The sequence below is a fragment of the Embleya sp. NPDC005971 genome, assembly GCF_040629175.1.
Lineage (GTDB): Bacteria > Actinomycetota > Actinomycetes > Streptomycetales > Streptomycetaceae > Embleya.
Genome location: NZ_JBEXUX010000013.1, coordinates 142587 through 157266 on the forward strand (window position 1 = coordinate 142587; position 14680 = coordinate 157266).

General features: G+C 70.0%; 11 protein-coding genes, 3 tRNA genes and 1 pseudogene. 6 read left to right on the plus strand and 9 right to left on the minus strand.

Annotated features, from left to right (window positions below; all coding sequences use genetic code 11):
- Positions 1–5 precede the first annotated feature (5 nt).
- The gene (gene leuD, locus ABZ374_RS14610; RefSeq protein ID WP_360310701.1) at positions 6–602 is read right to left on the minus strand and encodes a 3-isopropylmalate dehydratase small subunit; all 597 of its coding nucleotides are present in this window, start codon (positions 600–602) and stop codon (positions 6–8) included.
- Between the two features lie 3 nt (positions 603–605).
- Positions 606–2018: a 3-isopropylmalate dehydratase large subunit gene (gene leuC / locus ABZ374_RS14615; RefSeq protein ID WP_360310703.1), complete on the minus strand. Its 1413-nt coding sequence runs from the start codon at positions 2016–2018 to the stop codon at positions 606–608.
- Positions 2019–2235: 217 nt separating this feature from the next.
- Here leuC and ABZ374_RS14620 point away from each other — a divergent pair, with 217 nt between their 5' ends.
- Positions 2236–2961: an IclR family transcriptional regulator gene (locus ABZ374_RS14620; RefSeq protein ID WP_026218813.1), complete on the plus strand. Its 726-nt coding sequence runs from the start codon at positions 2236–2238 to the stop codon at positions 2959–2961.
- Positions 2962–3117: 156 nt separating this feature from the next.
- Here the strand turns inward: ABZ374_RS14620 and ABZ374_RS14625 are convergent.
- The 5 genes from ABZ374_RS14625 to ABZ374_RS14645 all read right to left on the minus strand — a co-directional run bounded on the left by ABZ374_RS14625 (position 3118) and on the right by ABZ374_RS14645 (position 4694).
- Positions 3118–3190: transfer RNA gene (locus ABZ374_RS14625), tRNA-Glu, on the minus strand.
- 50 nt (positions 3191–3240) lie between these two features.
- Positions 3241–3316: transfer RNA gene (locus tag ABZ374_RS14630), tRNA-Glu, on the minus strand.
- A gap of 51 nt (positions 3317–3367) precedes the next feature.
- Positions 3368–3439, minus strand: a tRNA-Gln gene (locus ABZ374_RS14635).
- A 184-nt stretch (positions 3440–3623) separates the two neighbouring features.
- On the minus strand, positions 3624–4424 hold the full coding sequence (locus ABZ374_RS14640) for a fumarylacetoacetate hydrolase family protein (RefSeq protein ID WP_360310705.1): 801 nt from the start codon (positions 4422–4424) through the stop codon (positions 3624–3626).
- Between the two features lie 84 nt (positions 4425–4508).
- Positions 4509–4694, minus strand: a complete 186-nt coding sequence (locus ABZ374_RS14645) for a hypothetical protein (RefSeq protein ID WP_360310707.1) — start codon at positions 4692–4694, stop codon at positions 4509–4511.
- A 716-nt stretch (positions 4695–5410) separates the two neighbouring features.
- Here ABZ374_RS14645 and ABZ374_RS14650 point away from each other — a divergent pair.
- The 5 genes and pseudogenes from ABZ374_RS14650 (at position 5411) to ABZ374_RS14670 (ending at position 11430) form a co-directional block, all read left to right on the plus strand.
- Positions 5411–9331, plus strand: coding sequence for a nitrate- and nitrite sensing domain-containing protein (locus tag ABZ374_RS14650; RefSeq protein ID WP_360310709.1), 3921 nt, complete (start codon positions 5411–5413; stop codon positions 9329–9331).
- Positions 9328–9756: a roadblock/LC7 domain-containing protein gene (locus tag ABZ374_RS14655; protein ID WP_020553297.1), complete on the plus strand. Its 429-nt coding sequence runs from the start codon at positions 9328–9330 to the stop codon at positions 9754–9756. The genes ABZ374_RS14650 and ABZ374_RS14655 overlap by 4 nt, the downstream gene beginning before the upstream one ends.
- A 47-nt stretch (positions 9757–9803) precedes the next feature.
- Positions 9804–10127 (plus strand): annotated as a pseudogene (locus ABZ374_RS14660) (DUF742 domain-containing protein); the annotation flags it as partial.
- A complete protein-coding gene (locus tag ABZ374_RS14665) occupies positions 10108–10698 on the plus strand; it encodes an ATP/GTP-binding protein (protein ID WP_161364843.1) in 591 nt (196 codons plus the stop codon). The pseudogene ABZ374_RS14660 and the gene ABZ374_RS14665, both read left to right, overlap by 20 nt.
- Positions 10699–11007: 309 nt before the next feature.
- The gene (locus ABZ374_RS14670; RefSeq protein WP_360310711.1) at positions 11008–11430 is read left to right on the plus strand and encodes a hypothetical protein; all 423 of its coding nucleotides are present in this window, start codon (positions 11008–11010) and stop codon (positions 11428–11430) included.
- Between the two features lie 18 nt (positions 11431–11448).
- Here the strand turns inward: ABZ374_RS14670 and cimA are convergent, their stop codons facing one another.
- Both cimA and ABZ374_RS14680 read right to left on the minus strand, forming a co-directional pair.
- A complete protein-coding gene (gene cimA / locus ABZ374_RS14675; protein ID WP_360310713.1) occupies positions 11449–13077 on the minus strand; it encodes a citramalate synthase in 1629 nt (542 codons plus the stop codon).
- A 308-nt stretch (positions 13078–13385) separates the two neighbouring features.
- Positions 13386–14513, minus strand: coding sequence for a branched-chain amino acid aminotransferase (locus ABZ374_RS14680; protein ID WP_360310715.1), 1128 nt, complete (start codon positions 14511–14513; stop codon positions 13386–13388).
- Between the last annotated feature and the right edge of the window lie 167 nt (positions 14514–14680).

The following is a 14680-nucleotide window of genomic DNA, read 5'->3' on the forward strand; positions in this document are numbered from 1 at the left end:
GCCGATCAGCCCACCGGCTGGGTGCGCGGCAGCCAGGTCGGCCTGGTCGCCTCGAACGAGGTGACATCCTCCTCGTGACGCAGGGTCAGACCGATGTCGTCCAGCCCTTCGAGCAGCCGCCAACGCGTGTAGTCGTCGATCTCGAAGTCGGCGACGAGCTCGCCCGCGCGCACCTGACGGCCCACCAGATCCACGGTGATCTCGGCGGTCGGGTCGGCTTCGGTCAACGCCCACAGGCGTTCGACGGTCTCCTGCGGCAGCACGACGGTCAGCAGACCGCCCTTTTGCGAGTTGCCCCGGAAGATGTCCGCGAACCGGGCCGAGATGACGGCCTTGAACCCGTAGTTCTGCAGGGCCCACACCGCGTGCTCACGCGAGGACCCGGTGCCGAAGTCGGGGCCGGCCACCAGCACGGTGGCGCCCGCGCGCTCGGGCCGGTTCAGTACGAACTCCGGGTTCTTGCGCCAGGCTTCGAACAATCCGTCCTCGAAGCCGTCGCGGGTGACCTTCTTGAGCCAGTGCGCGGGGATGATCTGGTCGGTGTCCACGTTGCTCTCGCGCAGCGGGACGGCCGTTCCGGTGTGGGTGGTGAAGGCTTCCATCGCTCAGACTCCTGCGGTGCTCAGGTCGGCGGGTGCGGCCAGGTGGCCCAGCACGGCGGTCGCGGCCGCGACCTGCGGCGAGACCAGGTGGGTGCGGCCGCCCTTGCCCTGCCGCCCCTCGAAGTTGCGGTTGGAGGTGGACGCGCTGCGCTCGCCGGGGGCGAGTTGGTCGGGGTTCATGCCCAGGCACATCGAGCAGCCCGCGTAGCGCCATTCGGCACCGAAGTCGGTGAACACCTTGTCCAGGCCCTCGGACACGGCCTGCAGCGAGACCCGCACCGAGCCGGGAACGACCAGCATGCGTACGCCGTCGGCGACCTTGCGGCCCTTGACGATGTCGGCCACCTCGCGCAGGTCCTCGATCCGACCGTTGGTGCACGAGCCGACGAAGACCGTGTCCACCGCGATGTCGCGCAGCTTCTGGCCCGCCGTCAGACCCATGTACGCGATCGCCTTCTCGGCCGCCGCGCGCTCCACCGGGTCCTCGATCGCGACCGGGTCCGGCACGGCTTCGCCCAGCGGCGCGCCCTGGCCGGGGTTGGTACCCCACGTGACGAACGGTGACAGTTCGGCCGCGTCGATCACGACCTCCTTGTCGAACACCGCGTCCGCCTCGGTCGCCAGACCCGTCCAGTACTCCACCGCCGCGTCCCAGTCGGCGCCCTGCGGGGCGTGCGGCCGGCCGTTCAGGTACGCGAACGTGGTCTCGTCGGGCGCGATCATGCCCGCCCGGGCACCCGCCTCGATCGACATGTTGCACACCGTCATCCGGCCCTCCATCGAGAGGTTCCGGATCGCCTGGCCGCGATACTCGATGACGTAGCCCTGACCGCCGCCGGTGCCGATCCGCGCGATCACCGCGAGGATCAGGTCCTTGGCGCCCACGCCCTCGGGCAGGTCGCCCTCGACGGTGACCGCCATCGTCTTGAACGGCGCCATCGGCAACGTCTGGGTCGCCAGCACGTGCTCGACCTGGCTGGTGCCGATGCCGAACGCCAGGGCGCCGAAGGCGCCGTGGGTGGCGGTGTGGCTGTCGCCGCAGACCACCGTCATGCCGGGCTGGGTCAGTCCCAACTGCGGGCCGACCACGTGCACGATGCCCTGCTCGACGTCGCCCAGCGAGTGGATCCGGACCCCGAACTCGGCGGCGTTCTTGCGGAGCGTCTCGATCTGGGCGCGCGAAACCGGGTCCGCGATGGGTTTGTCGACGTCGAGCGTCGGCGTGTTGTGGTCCTCGGTCGCGATCGTCAGATCGGTCCGACGAACCTGCCGACCGGCCTGCCGCAGGCCGTCGAACGCCTGCGGACTGGTCACCTCGTGCAGCAGGTGCAGGTCGATGTAGAGCAGGTCCGGCTCGCCCTCCGCGCGACGCACCACATGTGCGTCCCAGACCTTCTCCGCGAGTGTCCGTCCCATCGCTGTCCCTCCGGCCGGCGCCATTGCCGGCGCTGTATGTCCTGTGTCGCGCGGGTGCGGCTGATTCCGTATCCGCGGTCGACGCGCTGACGCGTCCCCGCTCCCGACGGCTCCCGGCTGTCTTCCGGTGCTCGGGTTCGGCGCGTTGCGCCACTGTGCCAGCACCGGCCTCGGTCGCGGACTTGCGTCTCGTAATCCGAGACGGCAATATCAAGGCATGGACAATTCTAGCGGAGTCGGCGTTCTCGACAAGGCCGCTGTCGTGCTGGCCGCGCTCGAAGCCGGTCCTGCCACGCTCGCGGGACTCGTCGCCATAACCGGTCTTGCCCGGCCCACCGCACATCGACTCGCGGTGGCCCTGGAACACCACCGTCTGGTCGCGCGCGACATGCAGGGGCGCTTCGTGCTCGGCCCGCGGCTGGCCGAGCTGGCCGCCGCGGCCGGCGAGGACCGGCTGCTGGCCGCCGCGCACCCGGTGCTCGCGCACATGCGCGACATCACCGGCGAGAGCGCACAGCTCTACCGGCGCCAGGGCGACATGCGCGTGTGCGTGGCCGCGGCCGAGCGACTCTCCGGCCTGCGCGACACCGTCCCGGTGGGCAGCACGCTGCCGATGAAGGCCGGTTCGGCCGCCCAGTGCCTGCTCGCCTGGGAGGAACCCGAGCGGCTGCACCGCGGCCTGCAGGGCGCGCGATTCACCGCGACCACACTCTCCGGCGTGCGCCGCCGCGGCTGGGCGCAGAGCATCGGCGAGCGCGAGCCGGGCGTCGCGTCGGTCTCGGCCGCCGTACGCGGTCCGAGCAACCGCGTGGTGGCCGCCGTGTCCGTCTCCGGCCCGATCGAGCGACTGACCCGGCACCCCGGCCGCCTGCACGCGCAGGCCGTCATGGAGGCCGCCGCCAAGTTGTCCGACGCACTGCGCCGGGCACAGGTGGAGGTCTGACCGCCCCGCTCCCCGGGCGCCCGGCGGCGTCCGGGGAACCGCACCACGTACCACGATCGAGACCCGAACCGGCAGGCCCTGCACCGGTGTCCGGCGCCTGCGTCCCGGAAAACGAGGAAGACCTCCCGCGACTGCGAGAGGTCTTCTTCTTCGAGGTAGCCCCGACGGGATTCGAACCCGCGCTACCGCCTTGAGAGGGCGACGTGCTAGGCCACTACACAACGGGGCCTCGTACTGCTGTGTGATGCCGCGTGCCAGGGAAGCGGCGAACGGCTGATCTGGTAGCCCCGACGGGATTCGAACCCGCGCTACCGCCTTGAGAGGGCGACGTGCTAGGCCACTACACAACGGGGCCAGATCATCAATCATGAACTTCTTCCAGCGACATCGTCCGGAGACGATGCAGCTGGGGTACCAGGACTCGAACCTAGACTAACGGAACCAGAAACCGTCGGGCTGCCAATTACCCCATACCCCATTGCTCGGTCCTTCGCCGCACCCGGGGGCTTTTGCGAGGACTTCGCTCCGCGCCGGTCCCTTGCGGGGCGGCACGAGAAGAACTTTACCCGATGAGGCGCGCGTGACCAAAACGGGTTACCGGACCCTCGTTCGAACCGTCACAAGTGGGATGTCCCGCCCATGATTGCCCGCGCGCGCCGGGTTCAGCCGCGCTTGATCACGGTATTGGTCAGGGTGCCGACGCCACCGACGGTGACCGAGACCCGGTCGCCCACGTGCAGTGGACCGACGCCCGCCGGGGTGCCGGTCAGCAGCACGTCGCCGGGCAGCAGGGTCATCGCCTGGGTGACGTGCACGATCAACTCGGTGACGGTGCGGATCATCTGTCCCGTGCTGCCGGCCTGGCGCACCTCGCCATTGACGGTGCAGGCCACGGTCAGGCCCTCGCCCTCGTCGATCTGGGCCAGGGTGATGTCGGTCTCCACCCACGGGCCCAGCGGGCAGAAGGTGTCCATGCCCTTGGCCCGGCCCCACTGGCCCTCGGCGCGTTGCAGGTCGCGCGCGGTCACGTCGTTGGCGCAGGTGTAGCCGAAGATCACCTCGGCCGCCCGCTCGGCGGGCACGTCCCGGCACATCCGGCCGATCACCACGGCCAGTTCGGCCTCGTGGTGCACGTCGTCGGAGATCTGCGGGTAGGCGATGCCGTCGCCGTGCCCGATCACCGACGTGGACGGCTTGAGGAAGGTGATCGGCACGTCGGGGACGGCCGAGCCCATCTCGGCGGCGTGCGCGGCGTAGTTCTTGCCGATCGCGACGACCTTGCTCGGCAGTACGGGCGCGAGCAGACGGACCGAGGACAACGCGTGCTGGGCGCCGGTGGGCCGCAGTTCGCCGAACGGGTGGCCGGCGAGGGCGTGCACCACCAGCGACTCGGGTCGGTCGGCGTCGCCGGTCACCACCCCGAAGGAGACGGAGTCGTCGGTGGAGAACCTGGCAATGCGCAAGATGGGTCACCCTTGCCGAAGAGACACGTACGAGACGTGCCCAAGGCTACGCGGGCGCGGAGCGCCTCGGTGGGTGGTGCGGGGTCAGCCGCGCGCGTCCGCCGGCGGGACGTCCATCAGGTTGGTGCGCCTGGGGTTCGCGGTCCGCACCTCGGCGATCACCGACGTCCCCACCGCCGCCTCGGCCACGCGCTGGCGGGGCAGGACCACGTCCAGTTGGGTACGCCTGGGATTGGCCGTGCTGGCGCGGTGCGTGCTGATGTTGTCCACGATTCCCGGTTCTCGCTCTTTCTCGCCTCGTGCCGCATGCGGGGCACCGTCACAACTGCATGCAGGGTGCAGCCTTGTCCTTCAAGATTACCCGTGGTTACGTCAGGGGTGGTCACGGGTCACCCGCCGGCCTCGATCACCGACTGCACATCACGGTTTACACCAGGTGTTCGAACCGGGACATCAATATGTGATTTTCACCTCCTCGGAACCTCGACAAACGTGTGGCATTTTGCCCTCGCTCGTCCCTTAATACCGGTTGTTTACCCCACGAAGCGGGTTAACCGCCAAGACCGGTTGCAATGGTTCTATGTCCGGACCCCGCTATCTTGTTGCGGCCCCGTGGCTGTGCTGAAATGCCTGCGACCACGGGGGTGGTTCCCAACAAGCGGAGTTCCTTCATCTCGGCGCGCGAACGCGGCCGAGGTGCCCTGGGAAGAACGCGAATCCAGCGGATTTACGCACACGAGCCTCGCCTTACCGGCGGGTCTAACGACTGGTCACAAGAGGTTGCGACGCTAGTGCAGGGACGTCGGAAGAAGCAGCACGACTCCGCAGGGGCCCCGGCCACGGCCGGCCCTTCCACGCCGGAGGTGCGAGCCCCGCAGCAAGCCAGCGGACCCCAGGACGCCAACGAGACCTCCGACCCCGTCGGGGACTCCCTAGCCGGCGCCGGGGCAGCCCGGCCCACCGGGGCGGCACCGTCCCGGTTCAAGTTGCTGTTCTCGATCAGGAACTGGCGCATCCGTACCCGGATCACCGCGCTGCTCCTGCTCCCGGTCGTGGTCGCCGCTTTGCTCGGTGGCCTGCGTATCCAGTCGTCGATCGACAAGACCCGCGAGATGGACACGGTGCAAAAGGCCGCCGCCATCATCGATCAGGCCTCGACGCTGGCCACGTGGCTGGAGCAGGAACGCGACCTGCTCGCGCAGGCGAGTGTGGCTCCCTCGTCGGATCTGACGGCCGAGGTCAACAAGGCCAAGAAGACCACCGACGACCAGGTCACCGTCTACAACGCGACCGTCGCGAAGATGAACACCGATTCGATGCCGGTGCTCGGTGCCACGCTCAAGGACATCGGCCACTCTCTGACGGAGCTCAACCGCACCCGTCAGGACGCCTTCCGCACGAGCACCCGCAGCACGGTCGACGCCTACAACAAGATGATTCTGCAGCTCCTGCAGATCAACCAGGAGGCGCCCGAGGTCACCCGCGACCCCGACCTGATCCAGGGCGCCCGCGCACTGGGTTCGTTCGGTGAGTCGAAGGCGTACGCGTCCTCGCAGCGCGCCGCGGTGATCGCGTACGGCCTCAAGCCGAACGAGATCCCGCTGGAGGCGAGCGAGACGCTCGCCCGGCTCAACGAAGCCGAGCAGAACGCGATTCGCGGCTTCACCAGCGTCGCGCCCTCCGACTGGAGCACGGTCTACAAGGCCAGCGTCAGCCGGGACAAGATCACCGCGGTCGAGGAGCGGTTCCAGCTCTTCAAGAGCATGGTCAACGCCGCGCTGGCCTCCAACAACAAGCCGAACGGCCTGGCCCGGCTGGAGAACGCGAACGACTTCACCACGCAGGAGTGGTGGACGCTGTCCACCGACAAGATCAGCGCGCTCGGTCAGGTCGAGGCCCAACTCGGGCTCAAGCTGACCGCCACCGCGAAGGACCTGCGGGACGAAGCCCGTACCGACGCGTTGATCAACACGATCCTCGTCGTCGGCGCGCTGTTGATCACCATCCTGCTCGGTGTGATCGTGGCGCGGTCGCTGGTGCGCTCGCTGAACACGCTGCGCCGCTCCGCCCTGGAGGTCGCCGAGGAGCGACTGCCCGAGACGGTGCGCCGGCTCTCCGAGTCCGATCCCGGCGACGTGGATCTGGCCATCGAGCCGATCGGCGTGTTGTCCCGGGACGAGATCGGTCAGGTGGCCCGCGCGTTCGACGCGGTGCACGCCGAGGCCGTGCGACTCGCCGCCGAGCAGGCCCTGCTCCGAGGCAACGTCAACGCGATGTTCGTCAACCTCTCGCGCCGCAGCCAGAGCCTGATCCAGCGTCAGCTCGCGCTCATCTCCGACCTGGAGAACCGTGAGGCGGACCCGGACCAGCTCGCCAACCTGTTCAAGCTCGACCACCTCGCGACGCGTATGCGCCGCAACGGTGAGAACCTCCTGGTGCTCGCGGGTGAAGAGCCCGGCCGCCGCTGGACCCGACCGGTCCCGCTGGTCGACGTGCTGCGCGCCGCGGCCTCCGAGGTGGAGCAGTACGAGCGAGTCGAGTTGGGCGCACTGCCCACCACCGACATCGCCGGCCGCGCGGTCAACGACCTCGTGCACCTGCTCGCCGAGTTGCTGGAGAACTCGACCACCTTCTCCAGCCCGCACACCAAGGTGCGCGTCACCGGCCACATCCTCCCCGACGGCCGCGCGCTGATCGAGATCCACGACAACGGCATCGGGCTCACCGGCGACGACCTCGCCGACGCCAACCAGCGGCTGGCCCGCCCGCCGGTGGTGGACGTGTCCATCTCGCGCCGCATGGGTCTGTTCGTGGTCGGCCGACTGGCCACCCGGCACGGCATCCGCGTCCAGCTCCGGCCGGGCGAGGGTGGCGGTACCACCGCGCTGGTCATGCTCCCGATCGAACTCATCCAGGGCGACCGCCCCGGTGGCGGCGACGGCTGGAGCAAGGGCGGCGACAAGACCGCGGCGGCCGTCTCCGGCTGGACCGAGGAACTGCCCGCCGCCGCGCCGGTCGCCCAGGCCCTGCCCGGACCCCGGGTGGGCAGCCGGGCCGAGGAGCGCAACCGGCGACGCGAACTGCCGCAGCGGGGCGCCGAGGCACCGGCCCAGCCGGTCAACCAGGCCCCGCAGCCGAACAACGCTCCCGACACCCGCAACAACCGCAACACCGACGGCCGGCCCGCGCAGCCTCCGGTTCAGCAGGAGCCTTCCTACGGCAGCACGCAGTCCTTCGCGGCCCCGTCCTTCCAGGACGGCTCGGTCGGGACGGACACGCCCTACCCGGGCACGGTGAACCCGTTCGCAAGCGAACCGGGCGTCACCAGCACGGGTGCGCACCGCGCGCCGAGTTCGCCGCCGCCGGCCACGCCGGGTCGGGAGGACAACCCGTTCGCGCCGGTACTGCCGCAGCCGCCGCAGCACCGGACGCACGCGGACGACCCGCGCGCCGGAGTCTTCCCCGCCGCGCCCTCGGCGCCGATGTTCGGCACCGGCGACGACGGCCACGAGGCCGAGTCGTTGCAGCCGCGGTACGGGCAGGACACCGGTTCGTTCCCGGCCCCGCCGCAGCCCCTGGAGGAGTCCGGACGCGGGGGTGACACCTCGCAGTTCGCGTCGCCGTTCGGTTCGCCGTACGCCGACGAGCCGCAGCCCGGGACCGAGATCGACCGGGGCGGCTACGAGCAGCCCGCGCAGCCGTTCGGCCGCCCGGGTGCGGAGCTCGCGCCCCGGCAGGACGAGCGTGCGCTCGCTCCGTGGGGCACCGAATACGACGAGCTCACCCCGGTGGCACCGCAGTCGCTGGAGCCCGTTGCGCCGCCGGCCGAGGTGCCGACCGGCTACGAGACGCCGCGCCGCGAGGAACTGACCCGTCGGGAGGAACTGCCGCAGCGCGGTCGCACTCCCCTCGACGGCGACCTGCCCTCGACCGGGGACTCGCTGCCGGTACTGCGCGGTCTCGCCCCGCAGGCTCGCCCCGAGCCCCCGCGGCAGGAACAGGACGAGCACACCCGGGCCGAGCAGGTACGCGGTCCGCAGGGCGATGTGCGGCCGGCGGCCTCGCCGTTCGCACCGGTGGGACCCGGCCGCTCGGAGGGCTCGCCCTTCGCGCCGGTGGGTGTGCCGGAAAGCGCCGAACAACTGCCCGCTCCGTCCGAGTTGGACATGAGTGCGCCGCCGAGCACCGGCGACGACGGTAGGCTGCCGATCTTCGACACGCTCGAATCCGACTGGTTCCACCGCCAGGGCAACCGTGGCGGCCGGATGCGAGCCGCGCAGGTCCGTTCCACGCCGCGAGGCGGGGAGCAGGCCGCGCCGGAGCAGGAGGCCGAGGCGAGTCCGCTCAGCAACCTGGACCGTCGGGTGCCGATGGCGACCAACCCGCCGCAGGCACCGGCACCGGTCGAGCAGGCCCCGGCCTTCGGTGGAGGGCGTCAACAGCCCGCCACCGACATGTTCGGGACGCCGACGGAACCGGACGAGATTGTCGAGCAGTCCCCCGCGGTCGCACCCGCCGTCGGCCCCCAGGGTCAGCAGTCCGGCTGGTACTCGGCCGGTGACGACGGTTGGCGCGCGGCGGAGGCCGCTCGCGAGCCGTCCTCGGGTGGCACCACCGGAGCGGGCCTGCCTCGCCGTGTGCCCCGCGCCAACCTGGTGCCGGGCGGCGTCGAGCAGTCCGGCGGGGCTCAGGCCCCGGGCCACCCGGGTGCGGGTCCTGCCGCACCCGGCACCCGTCAGGAGCAGTCGGGCCGGCCCACGCCGGGCGCTCCGGGCCTGTCCCGGTCGCCCGACGAGGTTCGCGGGCGACTGACCAACTTCCGCCGGGGCATCCAGCAGGGTCGCACCGCCGGGTCCGGGGGATCCGCCCCTCGGCCTCGTGACGAGAACAACCAGGAGCAGGCATGACTGAGAAGTCGTTGAGCCAGGCCGCGCAGAACCTGAACTGGCTGATCACGAACTTCGTGGACAACACCCCCGGGGTGTCGCACACGGTCGTGGTCTCCGCGGACGGCCTGCTGCTCGCCCTGTCCGAGGGCTTCCCTCGCGACCGGGCGGATCAGCTCGCCGCCGTCGCATCGGGTTTGACCAGCCTGACCCAGGGTGCGTCCCGTATCTTCGAGGGCGGGCACGTGACCCAGACGGTCGTGGAAATGGAACGGGGTTTCCTCTTTATCATGTCGATTTCGGACGGCTCCTCGTTGGCCGTGCTGGCGTCGCCGGAGTGCGACATCGGCCTGATCGGCTACGAGATGGCCCTGCTCGTCGATCGCGCGGGCGCCGTGCTCACGCCGGCCTTGCGCGCCGAACTCCAAGGTGCACTGCCGCGATGACACCTCCGGATATGTCCGATCACGGGGACCAGGAGTTTCACGAGACCCTGGTCCGCCCGTACGCCATGACCGGTGGTCGCACCCGGCCTCGCTATCAGCTCGCGCTGGAGGCCCTGGTCACCACTACACCTCAGGTGGCCAACCCACCCGGCCTGTTGCCCGAGCACCAGCGCATCTGTGCGCTGTGTCGGGAGGTCAAGTCGGTAGCCGAGATCTCGGCTCTGCTCACCATCCCGCTCGGCGTCGCCCGCGTACTCGTCGCGGACCTCGCCGAAGCCGGGCTGGTGGTCATTCACCAGCCCGGGAACGACCAGGGGCAGCCGGACGTCACGCTGCTCGAAAGGGTGCTCAGTGGACTTCGCAAGCTCTAGCCCGGGCCCGGCTCCCGCCAGGTCCTCCACCACGTCGGCGAAAATCGTCGTCGCCGGCGGATTCGGCGTGGGCAAGACCACGCTCGTCGGTGCCGTCTCGGAGATCGCTCCGCTGCGTACCGAAGCGGTCATGACGTCCGCCAGCGCCGGTGTCGACGACCTGTCGGCGACGCCGGACAAGCAGACGACGACGGTCGCGATGGACTTCGGTCGCATCACGCTGGACGAGGATCTGATCCTGTACCTCTTCGGTACGCCGGGTCAGCACCGATTCTGGTTCATGTGGGACGACCTGGTCCGCGGCGCGATCGGCGCCGTGGTTCTGGTGGACACGCGCCGACTCGCCGATTGCTTCCCCGCGATCGACTACTTCGAGAACAGCGGGCTGCCGTTCATCGTCGCGTTGAACTGCTTCGACGGATTGCAGACCCACCACGCGGAGGATGTCCGCGAGGCATTGCAGATAGGGCCCGACACCCCGATCGTGAGCTGTGACGCACGGCGCCGCGAATCGGCCAAGTCGACCCTGATCACGCTGGTCGAGCACGCACTGATGGCCCGCCTGCGCTGACCTTCGGGCTCGCTCGCACCGGTCTTCGGTAACCGTTCGCACCTGTTTTTTCGTATTGCGCACCACTTCATCTCAGGCGAATCCCATTGCGGGGTTCGCCTGAGGTGTTGTGGTCGCGAAGCCCGAGTAGCGGGATTCCCAAGGGCGTTCGAGAAATTCGACAAACGTGTGACAGGACTCGGCGACATGCCCGGCCGAGTGCCCGCCTCGAGCCGCACATTGCTAAGGTCATTCCATAGCCATCTGTTGCCCAATTGATATCAGAACGTTTTGAGGCGCAGGCCCAACAACGAACCGAGGTGGGGTTCGGTGGACGACAACAGCAGGCGCGCGGCGCAAGCGGCCCGCCTTCCGATGGTCGACGGCACGACCGAGTCGGGGCTGCCGCGAAGGCCCCCGCAGGCCAACCTGCTGCCGGGCGCGGCGGCCGAGGAGTTCGACCTCGACCGGGAACTATCCGTGTCGCGGGAACCGGAAGAGGTCCGAGGGCGGCTCGAACGTTTCGCCGTCGGACGCGAGTTGGCACGTCTCGAAGAGAGCGAACCGCTGCTGCCGCCCAACCCGATGACCGCGGCCAGTCCGCTGGCCTCCGCACCCGTGCGTCCGCCCGCCCCGGCGCCCGCTCCCCCCGCGCTGCCGTCGCCCCCGCCGGGGTCCCTGTCGCCGCTGCCGGCGGGCTGGGACGAACCGTGGGGCGACGGGTGGCGATCGTTCCGCCCCGGCCGCCCCTGACGGTTCATCACTTACGAGCTACGCGTGGTCCGATCCCTCGGTGTCCGGGGCACCGGGGGTCAGGCCCGCCTTGAGCAGACCGTAGGTGTACGCGTCCTCCAGGGCCTGCCACGACGCCGCGATCACGTTCTCCGCGACCCCGACGGTGCTCCACTCCTGCTTGCCGTCGGTGGTCTCCACCAGCACCCGCGTGATCGCGTCCGTCCCGTGTCGGCCCTCCAGCAGCCGCACCTTGTAGTCCAGCAGCTCGAACGCCGCGAGCTGCGGGTAGATGCGTTCCAGGGCCAGCCGCAGCGCGCGGTCGAGCGCGTTGACCGGGCCGTTGCCCTCGCCGGTCGCCACGATCCGCTCGCCCTTGGCGAAGAGCTTCACGGTGGCCTCGTTGACCGGCACGCCGTCGCCGCGCTGTTCGCTGATCGCGCGCCACGACTCCAGCGTGAAGAACCGTGCCCGGCCCAGGCTCTCGTCCCGCAGCAGCAGTTCGAAGGACGCGTCCGCGGCCTCGTACGTGTAACCGGCGGCCTCGCGCACCTTGACCTGGTTGACCACCCGGCCGACCAGGTCCTTGTCGTCGGAGAGGTCGTAGCCCAGTTCCTTGCCCTTGAGCTCGATCGAGGCACGCCCGGCCATGTCCGAGATCAGCATCCGCATGTCGTTGCCGACCAGCGCCGGATCGATGTGCTGGTACAGGTCGGGGTCGACCTTGATCGCGGACGCGTGCAGTCCGGCCTTGTGCGCGAACGCGGACACCCCCACGTAGGGCAGGTGGGTGGAGGGGGCCAGGTTGACCACCTCGGCGATCGCATGCGAGATCCGGGTCATCTCGCGCAGTTTGCCCTCGGGCAATACGCGCATGTCCTTCTTGAGTTCGAGGTTGCCCACCACCTGGAACAGGTTCGCGTTGCCCACCCGTTCGCCGTAGCCGTTGGCGGTGCACTGGACGTGCGTGGCGCCGCCCTCGACGGCCGCGATGGTGTTGGCCACCGCGCAGCCGGTGTCGTCCTGCGCGTGGATGCCCAGCCGGGCCCCGGTGCCGGCGTGCACGGCGGCGACGATCTCGCGGACGCCGCTGGGCAACATCCCGCCGTTGGTGTCGCACAACACGACCACCTCGGCACCCGCGTCGTGCGCGGCGGCGACCACGCTCAGCGCGTACTCGGGGTTGGCCCGGTAGCCGTCGAAGAAGTGCTCGCAGTCGACGAACACCCGACGGCCCTGCGCCCGCAGGTGGGCGACGGTGTCCCGGACCATCTCCAGGTTCTCGTCCAGCGTGGTGCGCAGCGCGAGCGAGACGTGCTTGTCGTGCGACTTGGCCACCAGGCACACGACCGGCGCCTCGGCGTCGAGCAGCGCCTGGACCTGGGGATCCGCGGCGGCCGTGGTGCCCGCCTTGCGGGTCGAGCCGAACGCGACCAGGACGGCGTGTCCCAGTTGCAGTTCCTCCTTGGCCCGGCGGAAGAACTCGGTATCGCGCGGTACCGCGCCGGGCCAGCCGCCCTCGATGAAGCCGACGCCGAAGTCGTCCAGGTGGCGGGCCACGGTGAGCTTGTCGGACACCGTCAGGTTGATGCCCTCGCGCTGTGAACCGTCCCGGAGGGTGGTGTCGAAGACGTGGAAGGCGCTCGGGTCGGTGGTCGTGGGGTGCATTGGCCTCGGTTCTCCCTTCGATCAAGACATGACGGGCCCACGCGCACGCTCACCGCCGGGGTGGGGCGGCAAACAAAAAGACCCCTCGCGGTCGCGAGAGGTCTGCGTGCGGGCGGTGGGCGATGGTGCACCCCTGGTGGGGGGATCAACCCGTTACCGGCACGCTGCGGCTAATAATGAGCCACTGCTGCATGCTCCGGAGTCTGGCACAGGTGCCTGTGGGTCGGGCCCGGGGTCTCACTATGTGGGCGATGGTCGTCGGCGGGGCGGCTGGGCCGTGGGCACGGCCGCCCCGCGCGAGACCCGGCTCAGATCGTGTGCGTCCAGCCGTGCGCGTCCGCGGCGCGGCCGGTCTGGATGTCGACCAACGCCTTGCGCAGCTCCATCGTGATCGGGCCGGCCTCGCCGGAGCCGACGGTCCAGTTCGCGCTGCTGGACTTGACCGAGCCGACGGGGGTGATCACCGCGGCGGTGCCGCACGCGAAGACCTCGGTGAGGGTGCCGTTCGCGTTGCCCTCGCGCCAGTCGTCGACCGAGATCAGCGCCTCCTCGGTGGCGTAGCCGCGGTCCGCCGCGAGCTGGAGCAGCGAGTCGCGGGTGATGCCGGGCAGCAGCGAGCCGGTCAGGCGCGGCGTGACGATCCGCGCGTCCTTGCCCTCCCCGTACACGAAGTACAGGTTCATGCCACCCATCTCCTCGATCCAGCGACGCTCGATCGCGTCCAGCCAGACCACCTGGTCGCAGCCCTGCTCGATGGCCTGGGCCTGGGCGACCAGCGATGCCGCGTAGTTGCCGGCGCACTTGGCCTCGCCGGTGCCGCCGGGCACCGCGCGCACGTACTCCTGGGACAACCACACCGAGACCGGCCGCACGCCGCCCGCGAAGTAGGGGCCGGCCGGCGACGCGATCACCAGGAACAGGAATTCGTTCGCGGGCCGCACGCCGAGGCCGACCTCGGTGGCGAACATGAACGGCCGGATGTACAGGCTCTCCTCGGGCGCGCTGGGCACCCACGCGGCGTCCTGGCGGATCAGCGCGTCCACCGCGGCCACGAACAGGTCCTGCGGCAGCTCGGGCATGGCGAGCCGGCGGGCGGAGTTCTGGAAGCGCGCGGCGTTCGCGTACGGCCGGAAAGTGGCCACGCTGCCGTCGGGGCGGCGGTACGCCTTGAGACCCTCGAAGATCGACTGCGCGTAGTGCAGCGTCATGTTCGCGGGGTCGATGTCGAGGGATGCGTACGGGGTGAGCTGCGCGTCGTACCAGCCGCGCCCCGCACTCCACTTGATGCCGACCATGTGCTCGGTGAACACGCGGCCGAAGCCGGGGCTCTCCAGGCGTGTGGCGCGCTCGGCGTCGCTCAGCGGATGTGCGGTGGGCTTGAGGTCGATCGTCAGGGAAGCCTGGAGGGAGGGCTCCTGCGGGGCGGCAGTCGTCATGGCTGTTCTCGTCCTTCACCGTGGAGTATGGCGGAGCTGGGTGCTGTTGGAACCCGGCTTCCGGCACGTAGACGTACTGGAAGTGTTCCCGGGAACCGCACTCGCGTTCCACCCGGTGAGACGTTAACGCAGTCGACCGGGATCCCGACAGGCGCGGCCCCCGTCCT

Excerpts from the sequence above, each read along its gene's own strand:
- leuD (WP_360310701.1), bottom strand. The coding sequence starts at position 602 with ATGGAAGCCTTCACCACCCACACCGGAACGGCCGTCCCGCTGCGCGAG.
- leuC (WP_360310703.1), bottom strand. The coding sequence starts at position 2,018 with ATGGGACGGACACTCGCGGAGAAGGTCTGGGACGCACATGTGGTGCGT.
- ABZ374_RS14620 (WP_026218813.1), top strand. The coding sequence starts at position 2,236 with ATGGACAATTCTAGCGGAGTCGGCGTTCTCGACAAGGCCGCTGTCGTG.
- ABZ374_RS14655 (WP_020553297.1), top strand. The coding sequence starts at position 9,328 with ATGACTGAGAAGTCGTTGAGCCAGGCCGCGCAGAACCTGAACTGGCTG.
- cimA (WP_360310713.1), bottom strand. The coding sequence starts at position 13,077 with ATGCACCCCACGACCACCGACCCGAGCGCCTTCCACGTCTTCGACACC.
- ABZ374_RS14680 (WP_360310715.1), bottom strand. The coding sequence starts at position 14,513 with ATGACGACTGCCGCCCCGCAGGAGCCCTCCCTCCAGGCTTCCCTGACG.